Below are 15,806 nucleotides of genomic sequence, written 5' to 3' on the forward strand. Positions count from 1 at the left end.
CATCTCCACCAAAGCGACCTAAACTAAAGGTGTACCCCTTCGACAAGGCCGTCGTCATGATCACACCGTTCGAGTTCCACTCGATGCTCATCCCGATCCTGGGAGGCATGCTGTTGCTGGCCGTGGGCTTCAACTTTCGTGAAAACCGGGCCGGCCCGGTGCTGATGTGGCTTGGCATGCTGTTGATCCTCGGGACCGTGGTCTACAAGATCCTCGCCAAACTGGCTGAATAAATGCGCGGCGCCCGAGGCTGGCGTACACTCGGTCGATCCGCACCTGTATGGTTGACTGCCTAGTGTTCGCCCGCCTTTCCGCTCTGCCCACCTTACTGTTCATCTGCCTGCTGGCGTTACTGCCCCTGGTTCCCGCCCAGGCTGTCGGCCTGCCGAGCCTGCTGGGCAGCGCCGAGAAAACCCAGCCACAACCGACCGAGCCCCTGGCCCAGTCGCTCGACGAAGTCATCAAGAACCTGGAGAACGACCAGCAGCGCAGCAAGCTGCTGAGCGACCTGAAAAAGCTCCGGGACAGCACGAAAAAGGCCCAGCCGGCCGCCGAAGTGGGGGTACTGGGGCTGATCGGCAGCACCCTGGCCGACTTCGAAAAGCAGTTCACCGGCAATGACAGCCCGCTCACTCGCTGGTCGCTGGAGTTCGACCAGGCCAGGCAGGAGATGATGGCGCTGATGCTTCCGGCCAGCGAATGGCTGCCGATCATCTCCGCCTTTGCCCTGATCCTGCTGCTCTGGAGTTGCCTGGCCTGGGCGATGATCTGGCTCGGCCATCGGGTGCGCCTGCGCTTCGGCCTCACCGAGGAACTGCCCCAGCACCCACGCACCGTCGACCTGCTGCGCTTTGCCCTGCGCAAGCTCGGGCCGTGGATGATCGCGCTGCTGATCACCGTCTACCTGACCTACGCCCTGCCCTCGTCCCTGGGCAAGGATCTGGCGATGGCGCTGGCCTATGCACTGGTGGTCGGTACCTGTTTCTCGGCGATCTGCGTGATCGCCTTCTCCCTGCTCGACGGCCCGCATCGCCATCAGGCCCTGCATATCCTGCGCCGCCGGGCTTTCCGGCCGCTGTGGCTGATCGGCAGTTTCGCCGCATTCGGCGAAGCCCTGAGCGACCCGCGCCTGATCGCCAGCCTCGGCAGCCACCTGGCCCATACCGCCGCGACCTTCGTCAACGTGATGGCCGCGCTGTCCACCGGCCTGTTCATCCTGCGCTTCCGTCGCCCCATCGCGCACCTGATCCGCAACCAGCCGCTGTCCCGCCGGCTGACCCGCCGCGCCCTGAGCGACACCATCGATATCCTCGGCAGCTTCTGGTTCGTTCCCGCGCTGATCCTGGTGGCGATCTCGCTATTCGCGACCTTCTTCTCCGCTGGCGACACCAGTACCGCCCTGCGCCAGTCGCTGATCTGTACCGTGCTGGTGGTGCTGTGCATGGTGATCAACGGCCTGGTGCGCCGCCATGCCCTCAAGCCCCAGCGCGGGCACCGGCGCCATACGCTGTACTCCGAACGGTTGAAGAGCTTCTGCTACACCCTGGTGCACCTGGCGGTCTGGCTGTTCTTCATCGAACTCGGCCTGCGGGTCTGGGGCATGTCGCTGATCCGCTTCACCGAGGGTGAGGGCCGCGAGGTCAGTGTTCGGCTGTTCGGCCTCGGCGGCACGCTGATCTTCGCCTGGCTGGTGTGGATTCTCGCCGATACCGCCGTGCACCACGCCCTCACCCGCTCGCGCAAGGGCCTGGCCAACGCCCGGGCGCAGACCATGATGCCGCTGATCCGCAACGTGCTGTTCGTGGCGATCTTCATCATCGCGCTGATCGTCGCCCTGGCGAACATGGGCATGAACGTCACGCCCCTGCTGGCCGGTGCCGGTGTGATCGGTCTGGCCATCGGTTTCGGTGCGCAGTCGCTGGTGGCGGACCTGATCACCGGCCTGTTCATCATCATCGAGGACTCCCTGGCCATCGACGACTACGTCGACGTCGGCGGTCACCTCGGCACCGTCGAGGGCCTGACCATCCGCACAGTGCGCCTGCGGGACATCGACGGCATCGTCCACACCATTCCGTTCAGCGAGATCAAGAGCATCAAGAACTACTCGCGGGAGTTCGGCTACGCGATCTTCCGCGTGGCGATCCCCTACAACATGGCGATCGACGATGCGATCAAGCTGATGCGCGATGTCGGCCAGAAGATGCGCACGGATCCGTTGCAGCGGCGCAACATCTGGTCACCGCTGGAGATCCAGGGCGTAGAGAGCTTCGAGTCCGGCAGCGCGGTCCTGCGGGCCCGCTTCAAGACCGCGCCGATCAAGCAATGGGAGGTTTCGCGGGCGTTCAACCTGGCGCTGAAACGGACCATGGACGAATCCGGCCTGGACCTGGCGACTCCGCGCTTGAGCGTGCAGGTGGTGACGGCCGGTGGCGGTGTGCAAACCGAGCAACCAGTCAAGTCCTGAGCACCACCGTCCTGTCTCTCCCCCCCTGTAGGAACCGGGCTTGCCCGCGAAGCTTTTAGCGATATTTCGGACGCATTCGCGGGCAAGCCCGGCTCCTACAACACATCCACCCCGACGTGGATCGCATCGTGCCGCCAGAACTCCAGGTCGCAGTCGATCAGGCGCTGGTGCTGGTCATAGTTGACCCGCGCAATCCGCAGCCCCGGGCTGCCGGACGACACCCGCAATGCCGCGGCAGCCTCCAGCGGCAATGAGGTCGGCACGATCTCGAAGCGCACCCGCCCGTAGTGCAGGTCGTAGTGCCGCGCATAGAGTTCGGTGATCGACTGGTTCAGATCGAACTCGAGAATGCCCGGGAAGTACTGCGGGTTGAGGTAGTGCTCGACATACAGCACCTGCCGCTCGTCGATCCGTCGCACCCGGCAGATCTGGATCACGCTCGACAGCGCCGGCAATTGCAACCACTCGCATACCGCCGCCGAGGCCGGCTGCAGCCGTGCCGACAGCACCTGGGTGGAAGGTACCCGCCCCTGGGCACTGACCATTGCATGGAAGTGGCTGCGCTGCATCAGGTTGTAGGCCAGCCGCGGCGGCGAGACGAACCAGCCCCGACGCTCCTCGCGGTAGATCAGCCCCTGGGCTTCCAGTTGCAGCAAGGCCTCGCGCACGGTGATCCGGGTGGTGCTGAACAATTCGCTGAGCTTGCGCTCGGCCGGCAGTTTGCTTCCGCCGGGCAGCAGCCCATGCTCGATCTGCTCGTGCAGCGCCAGACCGATAGCTGTCACCGCCTTTGGTGCCTCTTCGCGCATCAACGTTACCTATTTGGACTAGTCCAGCACTATTTCAGGGCAAAACCGCGCAGCAGTGCGGTCTCCGGTTGCAGCACCCAGCCTAGGCAATGCACATGACTGATATGTGACAAAGCGACGAAACGGTGCAGCGGAACGCCCGTCCCACAACACCAATTCCCTTGAATATCAGCAGTTTATCAATGGTCTACGCTTAACTCGGCGGTCACGGGTGCTACGAGGAAAAATCCTTGCAGGACTGATGCCGACATTAAAGTGTCATGCAGCAGGCTTAAATTGGCTCAGGTATTGCTGACCTAGACCAAACGTCCAACCGCCGCACTACGCATATAAAAACTGTCGATCAAGATCTTCGCGTTGAAAAACGCCCAAAGGAGCTTCGGATGAAACAGCTTTTCCTGGCATCACTGTTAGGTTCGACCATCGCCCTGTGCACCAGCGCCATGGCCGCTGATACCGATTTGCAGGCCCTGGAGGCCGCGGCCAAGAAAGAAGGCGCCGTCAACAGCGTCGGCATGCCCGATGACTGGGCCAACTGGGCCGGTACCTGGAAGGACCTGAGCGACAAGTACGGCCTCAAGCACATCGACACAGACATGAGCTCGGCCCAGGAAATCGCCAAGTTCGCCGCCGAGAAAGACAACGCCAGCGCCGATATCGGCGACGTCGGCGCGGCTTTCGGTCCGATCGCGACCAAGCAGGGCGTGACCCAGCCGTACAAGCCGAGCACCTGGGAACAGGTTCCGGCCTGGGCCAAGGACAAGGACGGCAACTGGGCGCTGGCCTACACCGGTACCATCGCCTTCATCGTCAACAAGAAGCTGCTGCACGGCTCCGAAGTCCCCAAGAGCTGGGCTGACCTGAAGACCGGCAAGTACAAGGTCTCCATCGGTGACGTGAGCACCGCCGCCCAGGCCGCCAACGGCGTCCTCGCTGCGGCACTGGCCAACGGCGGCGACGAGAAGAACATCCAGCCGGCGCTGCTGATGTTTGCCGAGATCGCCAAGCAGGGTCGCCTGTCGCTGGCCAACCCGACCATCGCCACCATGGAGAAGGGCGAAGTGGAAGTCGGCGTGGTCTGGGACTTCAACGGCCTGAGCTACAAGGCCAAGATGGCCAACCCCGATGACTACATCGTGCTGATCCCCTCCGATGGTTCGGTGATTTCCGGCTACACCACCATCATCAACAAGTACGCCAAGCACCCGAACGCCGCCAAGCTGGCGCGTGAGTACATCTTCAGCGATGCCGGCCAGACCAACCTGGCCCGCGGCAATGCCCGGCCGATCCGCGCCGAGCACCTGACCCTGCCGGAAGACGTGAAGGCCAAGCTGCTGCCCAACGAGCAGTACAAGCACGTCACCCCGATCAAGGATGCCGACGCCTGGGAGAAGACGTCCAAGGCACTGCCGCAGAAGTGGCAGGAAGAAGTCATCATCAACATGCAGTAAGGCTCGATAGCTGACTGTCGAGCAAGCACCACTGAACTATGTAGGAGCAGGGCTTGCCCGCGAAGCTTTTATCGCCCTCAAGGCCCCCTTCGCTGGCAAGCCAGGCTCCCACAAGTTTGCAGATTCCTTGAAACTAGAGGCCCGACTCATGCAGCACAACGTCATCCTGGTCGTGCTCGATGGCCTGAACCATGAGGTCGCCCGGCACGCCATGGGCCATCTCCAGGCTTACGCAGGCGCAGGACGCGCGGCGCTGTACAAACTGGAATGCGAGTTGCCGTCGCTCTCCAGACCGCTCTACGAATGCATTCTCACCGGTGTCGCCCCGATCGAAAGCGGCATCGTGCACAATCAGGTCACGCGCCTGTCCAACCAGCGCAGCGTGTTCCACTACGCCCGCGACGGTGGCCTGCGCACTGCGGCAGCGGCCTATCACTGGGTCAGCGAGCTGTACAACCGCTCGCCCTTCGTCGCCGCCCGCGATCGCCACACCCACAACGAAAGCCTGCCGATCCAGCACGGGCATTTCTACTGGATGGATCACTACCCCGACTCGCACCTGTTCGCCGACGCCGAAAGCCTGCGCCTGCAACACGCGCCGAACTTCCTGCTGGTGCATCCGATGAATATCGACGATGCCGGCCACAAGCATGGCCTGGACAGCGCCCAGTACCGCAATAGCGCACGCTCGGCCGACATTATCCTGGCCGACTACCTGCAAGGCTGGCTCGACGCCGGCTATCAGGTGCTGGTGACCGCCGACCACGGCATGAACAACGACCGCTCGCACAACGGCCTGCTGGCCGAAGAGCGCGAGGTACCGCTGTTCGTCCTCGGCGACGCCTTCAGTTTCAATCCCGATGCCGCACCCCGGCAGACCGAGCTCTGCGGCACGATCTGCACACTGCTGGGCGTGCACCACGACAAACCTGTATGCCGGGAGCTGTTGAAGTGAATTCAATCACCCGTGGCAAATGGCTCGCCCTGCTCTGCCTGGCGCCTTTCGCCCTGTTCTTCATCGTCTTCGAGATCGCCCCGCTGGCCTGGGTGCTGATCAACAGCCTGCAATCGGAAGACGACGGCTGGGGGCTGGCCAACTTCAACAAGATCTTCGGTTCGAAGTTCTACCTGCAGGCCATCCAGTACAGCCTGGAGATCAGTTTCTGGTCGAGCGTGTTCGGCATGCTCATCGCCCTGCTCGGCGCCTATTCGCTGCGCCGGGTCGACTCGCGCCTGCGCGACTTCGTCAACGCCTTCGCCAACATGACCAGCAACTTCGCCGGCGTGCCGCTGGCCTTCGCCTTCATCATCCTGCTGGGCTTCAACGGCACCCTCACCCTCCTGCTGAAACAGGCCGGGATCATCCAGGACTTCAACCTGTACTCCAAGACCGGCCTGATCATCCTCTACACCTACTTCCAGATCCCACTGGGCGTGCTGCTGCTCTACCCGGCCTTCGACGCCCTGCGCGAAGACTGGCGCGAGTCCGCCGCGCTGCTCGGTGCCGACGGCTGGCAGTTCTGGCGGCACATCGGCCTGCCGGTGCTGACTCCGGCGCTGCTGGGCACCTTCGTGATCCTGCTGGCCAACGCCCTGGGCGCCTACGCCACGGTCTACGCCCTGACCACCGGCAACTTCAACGTGCTGCCGATCCGTATCGCCGCGATGGTCTCCGGCGACATCAGCCTCGACCCGAACATGGCCAGCGCGCTGGCGGTGATCCTGGTCGGCCTGATGACCTTCGTCACCGTCATCCATCAATGGCTGTTGAAAAGGAGCCACCATGTCGCGCGTTGAACCCGGCTCCGCCAGCCTCTACCACCGCGTGGTGGTCTACCTGCTGTTCCTGATCCTGCTGCTGCCGCTGGCCGGCACCTTCGTCTACTCCATCGCCAGCAGTTGGTCGGCGACCGTGCTGCCCAGCGGTTTCACCTTCAAGTGGTACCTGCAGTTGTGGAGCGACCCGCGCTTTCTCGGCGCGTTCGGCCAATCGCTGATCGTCTGCGTCGGCGCACTGCTGCTGTCGGTGGTGCTGATCCTGCCGCTGCTGTTCGTGGTGCACTACCACTTCCCGCGCCTCGACGCGCTGATGAACATCCTGATCCTGCTGCCCTTCGCGGTGCCGCCGGTGGTGTCCTCGGTGGGTCTGCTGCAACTTTACGGCTCCGGGCCGTTCGCCATGGTCGGCACGCCGTGGATCCTGATCGGCTGCTACTTCACCGTGGCCCTGCCGTTCATGTACCGGGCGATCACCAACAACCTGCAGGCGATCAACCTGCGCGACCTGATGGACGCCGCCCATCTGCTCGGCGCCAGCACCTGGCAGGCAGCATTCCTGGTGGTGCTGCCGAACCTGCGCAAGGGCCTGATGGTGGCGTTGCTGCTGTCGTTCTCGTTCCTGTTCGGCGAGTTCGTGTTCGCCAACATCCTGGTCGGCACCCGCTACGAGACCCTGCAGGTGTACCTGAACAACATGCGCAACAGCAGCGGTCACTTCACCAGTGCGCTGGTGATCTCCTATTTCCTCTTCGTCTTGGTACTCACGTGGGTTGCCAATCGCCTCAATAAGGACAAGAGCCAATGAGCTTCATCAGCGTCCAGAACCTGAAAAAGACCTACGCCGGCACCACGGTGTTCAGCGATATCAACTGCGAAATCGCCAAGGGCGAGTTCATCACCCTGCTCGGTCCCTCCGGCTGCGGCAAGTCCACCCTGCTGCGCTGCATCGCCGGCCTGACGCCGGTGGACAGCGGCAGGATCCTGCTCGACGGCCAGGACATCGTCCCGCTGAGCCCGCAGAAACGCGCGATCGGCATGGTGTTCCAGAGCTACGCGCTGTTTCCCAACATGACCGTGGAGCAGAACGTCGCCTTCGGCCTGAAGATGCAGAAGGTCAACGCCGACGACAGCCACAAGCGGGTCATGGAAGCCCTCAAGCTGGTCGAGCTGCACGATTTCGCCACCCGCTACCCGCACCAGTTGTCCGGCGGCCAGTGCCAGCGCGTGGCCCTGGCCCGTTCGCTGGTGACACGCCCGCGCCTGCTGCTGCTCGACGAACCGCTGTCGGCCCTCGATGCGCGCATTCGCAAGCACCTGCGCGAACAGATCCGGGCGATCCAGCGCGAATTGGGCCTGACCACCATTTTCGTCACCCACGACCAGGAAGAAGCCCTGACCATGAGTGACCGTATCTTCCTGATGAACCAGGGCCGCATCGTCCAGAGCGGCGACGCCGAATCGCTCTACACCGCGCCGGTGGACGTGTTCGCCGCCGGTTTCATCGGCAACTACAACCTGCTCGACGCCGAGGCCGCCAGCCGCCTGCTGCAACGGCCGGTCAGCAGCCGCATCGCGATCCGCCCGGAAGCCATCGAGCTGCACACCGAAGGCGAACCGGATGCCCTGGTCCGTGGCCACAGTCTGCTGGGCAACGTCATCCGCTACCGGGTCGAGGCCCGCGGTGTCGAACTGCTGGTGGACGTGCTCAACCGCTCGGCCGCCGACCTGCACCCCGATGGTCGACGCCTGGCCCTGTCCATCGATCCGGCGGCCCTTTGTGAGGTAGCCTGATGCCCTGTTTCAAGCATGTCCTTCCGAAGAGAGAGCTGCACTGATGGCCCTGGCAATTTTTGATCTGGATGAAACCCTGATTCACGGCGACTGCGCGACGCTCTGGAGCGAGCAGATGGGACGCCTGGGCTGGGTCGACCCGGAGTCCTTCATGCGCCGCAACAACGAACTGATGGACGCCTACAGCCGGGGCGAACTGGCCATGGAGGAGTTCATGCTGTTCAGCCTGGAGCCCATGGCCGGGCGGACCCCGGAGGAAATCGAACACCTGGTCGAACCGTGGGTCGAGGAGGTGATCGAGCCGCTGATCTACAGCGATGCGTGCAAGGCGATTGCCGAGCACCGTGCGGCCGGTGACCGGATCCTGGTGATCTCCGCCTCGGGCACCCACCTGGTCAGGCCGATCGCCGAACGCCTGGGCATCGACGAGGTGCTGGGCATCGAGCTGGAAGTGTTGCATGGGGTCTACAGCGGCCAGACCACCGGCATCCTGACCTATCGCGAGGGCAAGATCACCCGCCTGCTGGAATGGCTCGACGCCGAAGGGGAAAACCTCGAAGGCGCGAGTTTCTATTCCGATTCGCGCAACGACCTGCCGCTGCTACTCAAGGTCGACCACCCTCACGTGGTGAACCCGGACCCGGTGTTGCGCGAACAGGCGGAAAAGGCCGGCTGGCCGATTCACGCCTGGCACTGAGACACGCAGCGACGGCCTCTTCGCGGCCAAGCCCGCGAAGAGGCTGCGCCCCCACGGAAGAATCAATCAGACCAGGGCTTCATCAATCACCAGCACCAGCTTGCCCGCCACCTGGTTGCCGGCCAGCTCGGCAAACGCCAGTTCGGCATCACGGATCGGGAACGTCCTGGCCAGTTGCGGGCTCAGGCGCTTGTCGGCAAACAGCGGCCAGACGTGCTGGTTCAAGTCCGCGAGCAGATCGGCCTTGAATTGCGCATCGCGACTGCGCAGGGTCGAACCCAGCAACTGGATACGCTTGGCGAGGATCTTCGCCAGGTCCAACTGGGTTTCCCGCCCGCCCATCAGGCCGATCAGCACCCACCGCCCGTCAGCTGACAAAAGTTTCACGTTGAGCGCCGCGTAGTTCGCGCCCACCGGGTCGAGGATCACGTCGAAGGGGGCGAAGTCGTTCAGACTTTCGATATCGTCACCACGAATCGCCCCGCCCTGGGCACCCAGCGACTCGCAATAGGCCAGTCGATCCGCCGAACCGACACTGACCCAGCAGGGGTTGCCGAAGGCCTTGCACAGTTGGATCGCCGCCGAACCGACGCCACTGGCACCAGCATGCAACAGCACCTTTTCACCGGGCTTGAGGCCCGCCAACTGGAACAGATTCAGCCATGCCGTGGCGTAGACCTCAGGCAGCGCGGCCGCTTCGACCAGGCTCAGGCCTTCCGGCACTGGCAGCACATGGCGGCCATCGACCACCACTTCCTCGGCCATGCCGCCGCCGGCGAGCAGCGCACAGACCCGATCACCGACCTGCCAGGCGGAACCGGCTCCCACTTCGACGATCACTCCGGAGCACTCCAGCCCCAGCGCCTGGCTGGCTCCCGGCGGTGGCGGATAGAGCCCGGCCTTCTGCAACAGATCGGCCCGGTTGAGCCCCGCAGCAGCGACGCGAATGCGCACTTGCCCCACATCACAACCCGGATTCGGCTCTTCCAGCCACTCCACTTGACCTTCAACGCCTTGCAATGCCTTCACAGTGCCTCCATAGTGAGTCTGGACTGAGCCCGGAGCTGTAGCACCGGGCTTTCTTGCATTATGCGACCGGTCCGCGACTCGTGCGAAACCCTCAATGGCGGTTTTGGCACTCAGTCCCACGGAACCGGCGACTTTAAAGACGGCCTAATATGCGTGATCAATTGTCCCCGCGTCGACTCAGCATGAAGCATTTGTTCCCCGGCACTGCACTTGCCCTTTTCATCGGCCTTGGCGTTTCGGCGTTCTCGGGCAACACGTTCGCAGCCAACAGCTGGGACAATCTTCAGCCCGACCGTGACGAGGTGATCGCCAGCCTGAACGTCGTCGAGTTGCTCAAGCGCCACCACTACAGCAAGCCGCCGCTGGACAGCGCGCGCTCGGTGATCATCTACGACAGCTACATCAAGTTGCTCGACCCGTCGCGCAGCTATTTCCTGGCCAGCGACATCGCCGAATTCGACAAGTGGAAGACCCAGTTCGGCGACTTCCTCAAGAGCGGCGACCTCAATGCCGGCTTCACCATCTACAAGCGCTACCTGGATCGGGTCAAGGGCCGCCTGGACTTCGCCCTCGCCGAGCTGAACAAGGGCGTCGACAAGATCGACTTCACCACCCACGAGACCCTGCTGATCGATCGCAAGGACGCGCCGTGGCTCAAGAGCACCGCCGAACTCGACGACCTGTGGCGCAAGCGCGTCAAGGACGAGGTGCTGCGCCTGAAGATCGCCGGCAAGGATCCCAAGGCGATCCAGGAACTGCTGGTCAAGCGCTACAAGAACCAGCTGGCCCGCCTGGACCAGACCCGGGCCGAGGATATCTTCCAGGCCTATATCAACACCTTCGCGATGTCCTACGACCCGCACACCAACTATCTGTCTCCTGATAGCGCGGAAAACTTCGACATCAACATGAGCCTGTCCCTCGAGGGCATCGGCGCCGTGCTGCAAAGCGACAACGACCAGGTCAAGGTCGTGCGCCTGGTGCCGTCGGGCCCGGCCGACAAGACCAAGCAGGTCGCGCCGTCCGACAAGATCATCGGTGTCGCCCAGGGCGACAAGGAAATGGTCGACGTGGTCGGCTGGCGCCTGGACGAAGTGGTCAAGCTGATCCGTGGTCCGAAGGGCTCGGTGGTCCGCCTGGAAATCATCCCGGCGAGCAACGCGCCGAACGACCAGACCAGCAAGATCGTCTCCATCACCCGCGAGGCGGTGAAACTGGAAGACCAGGCGGCAAGCAAGTCGATCCTGCACCTCAAGCAGGATGGCAAGGACTACAAGCTCGGGGTGATCGACATCCCGGCCTTCTACCTGGACTTCAAGGCCTTCCGTGCTGGCGATCCGAACTACAAGAGCACCACCCGCGACGTGAAGAAACTGTTGGGCGAGCTGCAGAAGGAAGGCGTCGACGGCGTGGTCATCGACCTGCGCAACAACGGCGGCGGCTCCCTGCAGGAAGCCACCGAGCTGACCAGCCTGTTCATCGACAAGGGCCCGACCGTGCTGGTGCGCAACGCCGACGGCAAGGTCGACGTGCTCGAGGACGAAAACCCCGGTGCGTTCTACAAGGGTCCGATGGCGCTGCTGGTCAACCGCCTGTCGGCCTCGGCCTCGGAGATCTTCGCCGGCGCCATGCAGGACTACCATCGTGCACTGATTATCGGTGGCCAGACCTTCGGCAAGGGCACCGTGCAGACCATCCAGCCGCTCAACCATGGCGAGCTGAAACTGACCCTGGCCAAGTTCTACCGGGTTTCCGGACAGAGCACCCAGCATCAGGGCGTACTGCCGGACGTGGATTTCCCGTCGATCATCGACACCAAGGAAATCGGCGAAAGCGCGCTGCCGGAAGCCATGCCGTGGGACACCATCCGTCCTTCGATCAAGCCGGCGGTGGACCCGTTCAAGCCATTCCTGGCCCAGCTCAAGGCCGACCACGAGGCCCGCGCGGCGAAGGATGCCGAGTTCATCTTCATTCGCGACAAGCTGGCCCTGGCCGAGAAGCTGCTGAAGGAAAAGACCGTGAGCCTGAACGAGGCCGAGCGTCGCGCCCAGCGTGCCGATATCGATGCCAAGCAACTGGCCATGGAAAACGCCCGCCGCAAGGCCAAGGGCGAGGACGCGCTCAAGGAACTCAAGAAAGAGGACGACGACGCCCTGCCGCCTGACCCGGACAAGAAAACCAAGCCGGAAGACGACGCCTACCTGAGCGAGACCGGGCGTATCCTGCTCGATTACCTGCGTCTGAATACCGCGGTGGCCAAGCACTGACGAGTGATAGCAATTTAGTGTGATTGCTCTTCGGAGCGTCATCAAACAGTCATCATTCTGTCGTGAAATAAAGGACTGGACACGTCTCCCGAGCCGGGAGCCGCCTCCGGTCCTTTTCTTTCGACAGAGACTGCCATGACCATGACCGAACAGCTGAACGCCTTGAGTTCAATCCTGGCTCAGAGTGGTCTGCACAGCCTGTTCCAACCGATCATTTCACTGTCCGAGAGACGTATCGTCGGCTATGAGGCGCTCAGTCGCGGGCCCTCCAACAGCCCGCTGCACTCACCCGTCAGCCTGTTCGCCGTGGCCCGTCAGGCCGGACGCCTGAGCGAACTGGAAATGGCCTGCCGGCTCAGTGCCTGCCGCCGTTTCAGCGAACAGAAACTGCCCGGCAAGCTGTTTCTCAACGTATCCCCCGAATCCCTGCTGGAGCCAAGCCACCCACCGGGACGAACCCTGCAATGGCTGCAGGACTTCGGCATCGACCCCAGCAACGTGGTCATCGAACTGACCGAGCAAACCCCCACCGACGATTTCCAACTGCTGCAGAACGCGCTGCACCACTACCGCGACATGGGTTTCTCGATCGCCCTGGATGATCTGGGGGCCGGCTATTCCAGCCTGCGCCTGTGGTCGGAATTGCGCCCGGACTACGTCAAGATCGACCGACACTTCATCGATGGTATCCACCAGGACGGCCTCAAGCGCGAGTTCGTCGGCTCCATCCTGCAGATCGCCAAGGCCTCGCGGGCCCGGGTGATCGCCGAAGGCATCGAATTGCCGGAAGAACTGGCGGTACTGACCGAAATGGGCGTCGACCTGGTGCAGGGCTACCTGCTCTGCCGTCCCCAGGAAAACCCGCCACAGGATGCCCACGCCCTGCTGCCCAAGGTGGAAAACACCTCCATCGTCCTGAGCGAGGACGGCAGCGACCTCAGCGCCCTGCTCATCGAACAACCGGCAGTGACCCAGGACACCGCCACGGCGACGGTGCTGGAGGCCTTTCGGCGCCAGGCCAATCTCAATTCGCTGGCGGTGCTGGACGAACAGAACCGGCCCTGCGGCATCGTCCATCGGCATTCGCTGTCGGATGCGCTGCTCAAGCCGTTCGCCACCGACCTGTTCGCCCGCAAGCCCATCAGCCGGCTGATGAGCGATGACTTCCTCGCCGTGGAATCGAGCCAGTCGCTGCAACAGGTCAGCCGACTGCTGACCAGCCGTGCCCGGCAACGTATCGAGGAAGATTTCATCATCACCCTCAATGGCCGCTACCTGGGCCTTGGACGGGTGATCGACGTACTGAAACTGATCACCGAACTGAAGATCCAGCAGGCCCGCTACGCCAACCCGCTGACCCTGCTGCCCGGCAACGTGCCGATCCAGCAGTGCCTGGCCCGTCTGCTGCAACAGCAACGCGAAGCGTTGATCTGCTATGTCGACATCGACAGCTTCAAGCCCTTCAACGATATCTACGGCTACGGCCGGGGTGACGAAGTATTGCTATGCCTGGCGCAGTGCCTGAACGAGCGGGTCGACCCGAGCCGCGACTTCGTCGGCCACATCGGCGGTGATGATTTCCTGCTGGTGCTGGGTTCGGATGATTGGCAGAAACGCCTGGATCACCTGGTCGATGACTTCCAGAACCAGTGCCGGCGCTTCTACCGTGCCGAGCATCTGGAGGCCGGCTGTTTCATCGCGTCGAACCGCCAGGGCCTGCGCCAGGAGTTTGCCCTGCTGTCCCTGTCCATCGGTGCGGTGCACCTGAAGCCGCAGTCCTGCGGGCTGCTCGATGCCAGCCAGTTGGCCGAGCTGGCCTCACAGGCCAAGCACCACGCCAAGAACGTGCCGGGCCACAGCATCCACGTCATCGACAGCACCGAGATCACTTCGCTCGAAGACAGCACCTGAGCTGCAAGTCCGCGAACAGGCCCCACGAGATCAGGCTTCGGCCGACTCGGGATAGTCGTACTCGAACACCCGCACCACTTCCGATGCGTGCCAGGAAGCCGCCGCCACGCCGTCCGACGGACCGGAAAAGCGCCCCAGGCGCTCCACGCATTCGAAAAAACCGGTACGCGGCAGACGGCTCGCGCCCTGGCTGATCACCAATGAACTGCGCAACGGCTGCTCGGCCCTGGCATCCAGGGCTGCCAGGTGCTCCAGCGCCGCCGTCAGGGTCTGCATGGCAGGGCTGGGCAGTTGCAGACGCTCGAGCAATGCCCGATAGGTCAACAGATGCCGCTGCCGACGGGCCTGATCGAGTTCCCCCAGCAGGCCCTCCCAATGCTGACGACTGATTCGCACGCTCACGATGCATCCCTCCATCCGGCGACACCCAATTCCCAGGCCAGGCTGCGGCGAATCGCGGCATCCGGCTCCCGCTCACCACTCTCGATCAACCCCAGGTATGATGGGCTGATGCCCACGGTCCGTGCCAGCACCTCGATCGCCAGCCCCTTGGCTTCGCGCAGGGTGCGCAACTGGTCGAACGCCGGCATGGCGGCGGCCGGCGCCACAGGCGTGTCAGAAGAGGTCGGAGGGGGTTGTTGGCTGCGCAAGCCGGCAGCCTTGAGCAAACTTTGGTACTGAGCCCAGGGGAGAACCGCATATTCCGGTTCACCGTCACGTGTAATTATTTGAAGATCCATTACTACACCCCGTAGGACGATTACACATAGCGAGTCAGCGCTTTCCTAGTAGCTTAATATTAACAGCCACCAGAGTCGCTCGTGTGTGTGATCTTCAAACGAGGGGATTCAGGTCAATTTTTGTCGTTGCGTTCGAGCTGCAACTGCTTCGGGGTCTCCGGCAGGCGTTCGACCGCCACCAGGTGTTCCGGCACCTGGCGCTCGCGCCAGGCCCGGAAGGCATTCAACTCCTGGTCCAGGGCATTCATCACCCAGGCCAGCACCGCGATATCGTCGAGCATGCCGAATAACGGGATGAAATCCGGAATCGCGTCGATCGGGCTGAGAAAATACATCAGGCCCGCCACCACGATGACCATCGACTTGGCACTGACCGCGCGATATTCACCGCGCCAGTAGGCCAGGCACAAGACCTGCAACAGCTTCAGGTCCTCCTTGAGCTTGCCCAGCCGCCCGCCTTCCCGGGCACTCTTGCTCGCCACTGCGAACAGTAAAGTGGGCAGGCGTCCACGCGCCAGGAGGCGTTGGGCCAGGGGCAGGAAGCGAGCGAAATTCCACGGTGTTTTCATCATCACTCCAGCGATCAGGCGCACAAGGTTATCCACACAAATTGTGGATAACCTTGTGAACAGAGCGGCATTTCATGGCTGAAAGCCCCGTCGCACAAGGGTCCGAGTCAGATCGGGCGTTTTTTACTCACTAAAAAAACCCCAATATTTCATTGACTTGGGGGCAGTCTACGACTACGCCGATTAGCTCAATGTTAAGACTGCTGTTGGCAGTATATGTTCGGTTTATTGCAACCCATCATGCCGCAGAAACGACAACGCCCCGTAGAACGGGGCGTTGTGGCAGGGCAAGCCGG

The 15,806-nt window shown here is 62.8% G+C and carries 15 protein-coding genes; 10 read left to right on the forward strand and 5 right to left on the reverse strand.

Annotated features, from left to right (window positions below):
• Positions 1-56: 56 nt before the first annotated feature.
• A complete protein-coding gene (locus ACMGT0_RS24390) occupies positions 57-233 on the forward strand; it encodes a hypothetical protein (protein WP_192842661.1) in 177 nt (58 codons plus the stop codon).
• Positions 234-295: 62 nt separating this feature from the next.
• Complete coding sequence (locus ACMGT0_RS24395) at positions 296-2,467, forward strand: mechanosensitive ion channel family protein (protein WP_416773544.1); 2,172 nt, start codon at positions 296-298, stop codon at positions 2,465-2,467.
• Positions 2,468-2,562: 95 nt separating this feature from the next.
• Here ACMGT0_RS24395 and ACMGT0_RS24400 read toward each other — a convergent pair whose 3' ends face one another.
• Positions 2,563-3,276, reverse strand: a complete 714-nt coding sequence (locus ACMGT0_RS24400; RefSeq protein ID WP_054057185.1) for a UTRA domain-containing protein — start codon at positions 3,274-3,276, stop codon at positions 2,563-2,565.
• Positions 3,277-3,659: 383 nt separating this feature from the next.
• Between ACMGT0_RS24400 and ACMGT0_RS24405 the strand changes: the two genes are divergently transcribed.
• From ACMGT0_RS24405 to ACMGT0_RS24430, 6 genes are all read left to right on the forward strand, one after another.
• The gene (locus tag ACMGT0_RS24405) at positions 3,660-4,727 is read left to right on the forward strand and encodes an ABC transporter substrate-binding protein (RefSeq protein ID WP_054057186.1); all 1,068 of its coding nucleotides are present in this window, start codon (positions 3,660-3,662) and stop codon (positions 4,725-4,727) included.
• A gap of 148 nt (positions 4,728-4,875) precedes the next feature.
• Positions 4,876-5,682, forward strand: coding sequence for an alkaline phosphatase family protein (locus tag ACMGT0_RS24410; protein ID WP_054063073.1), 807 nt, complete (start codon positions 4,876-4,878; stop codon positions 5,680-5,682).
• On the forward strand, positions 5,661-6,524 hold the full coding sequence (locus ACMGT0_RS24415) for an ABC transporter permease (RefSeq protein ID WP_192842662.1): 864 nt from the start codon (positions 5,661-5,663) through the stop codon (positions 6,522-6,524). The genes ACMGT0_RS24410 and ACMGT0_RS24415 overlap by 22 nt, the downstream gene beginning before the upstream one ends.
• Positions 6,511-7,311, forward strand: a complete 801-nt coding sequence (locus ACMGT0_RS24420; RefSeq protein ID WP_054057189.1) for an ABC transporter permease — start codon at positions 6,511-6,513, stop codon at positions 7,309-7,311. The genes ACMGT0_RS24415 and ACMGT0_RS24420 overlap by 14 nt, the downstream gene beginning before the upstream one ends.
• Entirely contained in the window at positions 7,308-8,297 is a 990-nt protein-coding gene (locus ACMGT0_RS24425) for an ABC transporter ATP-binding protein (RefSeq protein WP_054057190.1), read from the forward strand. Before ACMGT0_RS24420 ends, ACMGT0_RS24425 begins: the two co-directional genes overlap by 4 nt.
• A gap of 43 nt (positions 8,298-8,340) precedes the next feature.
• Complete coding sequence (locus ACMGT0_RS24430) at positions 8,341-8,994, forward strand: HAD family hydrolase (RefSeq protein WP_054057191.1); 654 nt, start codon at positions 8,341-8,343, stop codon at positions 8,992-8,994.
• 66 nt (positions 8,995-9,060) lie between these two features.
• Here the strand turns inward: ACMGT0_RS24430 and ACMGT0_RS24435 are convergent, their stop codons facing one another.
• Positions 9,061-10,023, reverse strand: a complete 963-nt coding sequence (locus ACMGT0_RS24435) for a zinc-binding dehydrogenase (RefSeq protein ID WP_054057192.1) — start codon at positions 10,021-10,023, stop codon at positions 9,061-9,063.
• 182 nt (positions 10,024-10,205) lie between these two features.
• Here ACMGT0_RS24435 and ACMGT0_RS24440 point away from each other — a divergent pair, with 182 nt between their 5' ends.
• The gene (locus ACMGT0_RS24440) at positions 10,206-12,290 is read left to right on the forward strand and encodes a carboxy terminal-processing peptidase (RefSeq protein WP_192842663.1); all 2,085 of its coding nucleotides are present in this window, start codon (positions 10,206-10,208) and stop codon (positions 12,288-12,290) included.
• 135 nt (positions 12,291-12,425) lie between these two features.
• Complete coding sequence (locus tag ACMGT0_RS24445; protein ID WP_416770165.1) at positions 12,426-14,201, forward strand: bifunctional diguanylate cyclase/phosphodiesterase; 1,776 nt, start codon at positions 12,426-12,428, stop codon at positions 14,199-14,201.
• 30 nt (positions 14,202-14,231) lie between these two features.
• Here ACMGT0_RS24445 and ACMGT0_RS24450 read toward each other — a convergent pair whose 3' ends face one another.
• From ACMGT0_RS24450 to ACMGT0_RS24460, 3 genes are all read right to left on the reverse strand, one after another.
• Positions 14,232-14,603 carry a hypothetical protein gene (locus tag ACMGT0_RS24450; protein ID WP_054057195.1) on the reverse strand — a complete coding sequence of 124 codons (372 nt, stop codon included), beginning with the start codon at positions 14,601-14,603 and terminating at the stop codon, positions 14,232-14,234.
• Complete coding sequence (locus tag ACMGT0_RS24455) at positions 14,600-14,941, reverse strand: helix-turn-helix domain-containing protein (RefSeq protein WP_054057196.1); 342 nt, start codon at positions 14,939-14,941, stop codon at positions 14,600-14,602. The genes ACMGT0_RS24450 and ACMGT0_RS24455 overlap by 4 nt, the downstream gene beginning before the upstream one ends.
• A gap of 113 nt (positions 14,942-15,054) precedes the next feature.
• Complete coding sequence (locus ACMGT0_RS24460) at positions 15,055-15,510, reverse strand: YkvA family protein (protein WP_054057197.1); 456 nt, start codon at positions 15,508-15,510, stop codon at positions 15,055-15,057.
• Between the last annotated feature and the right edge of the window lie 296 nt (positions 15,511-15,806).

Origin of the sequence: Pseudomonas sp. RHF3.3-3 (assembly GCF_048069595.1) — a bacterium.
Taxonomy (GTDB): domain Bacteria; phylum Pseudomonadota; class Gammaproteobacteria; order Pseudomonadales; family Pseudomonadaceae; genus Aquipseudomonas; species Aquipseudomonas fuscovaginae_B.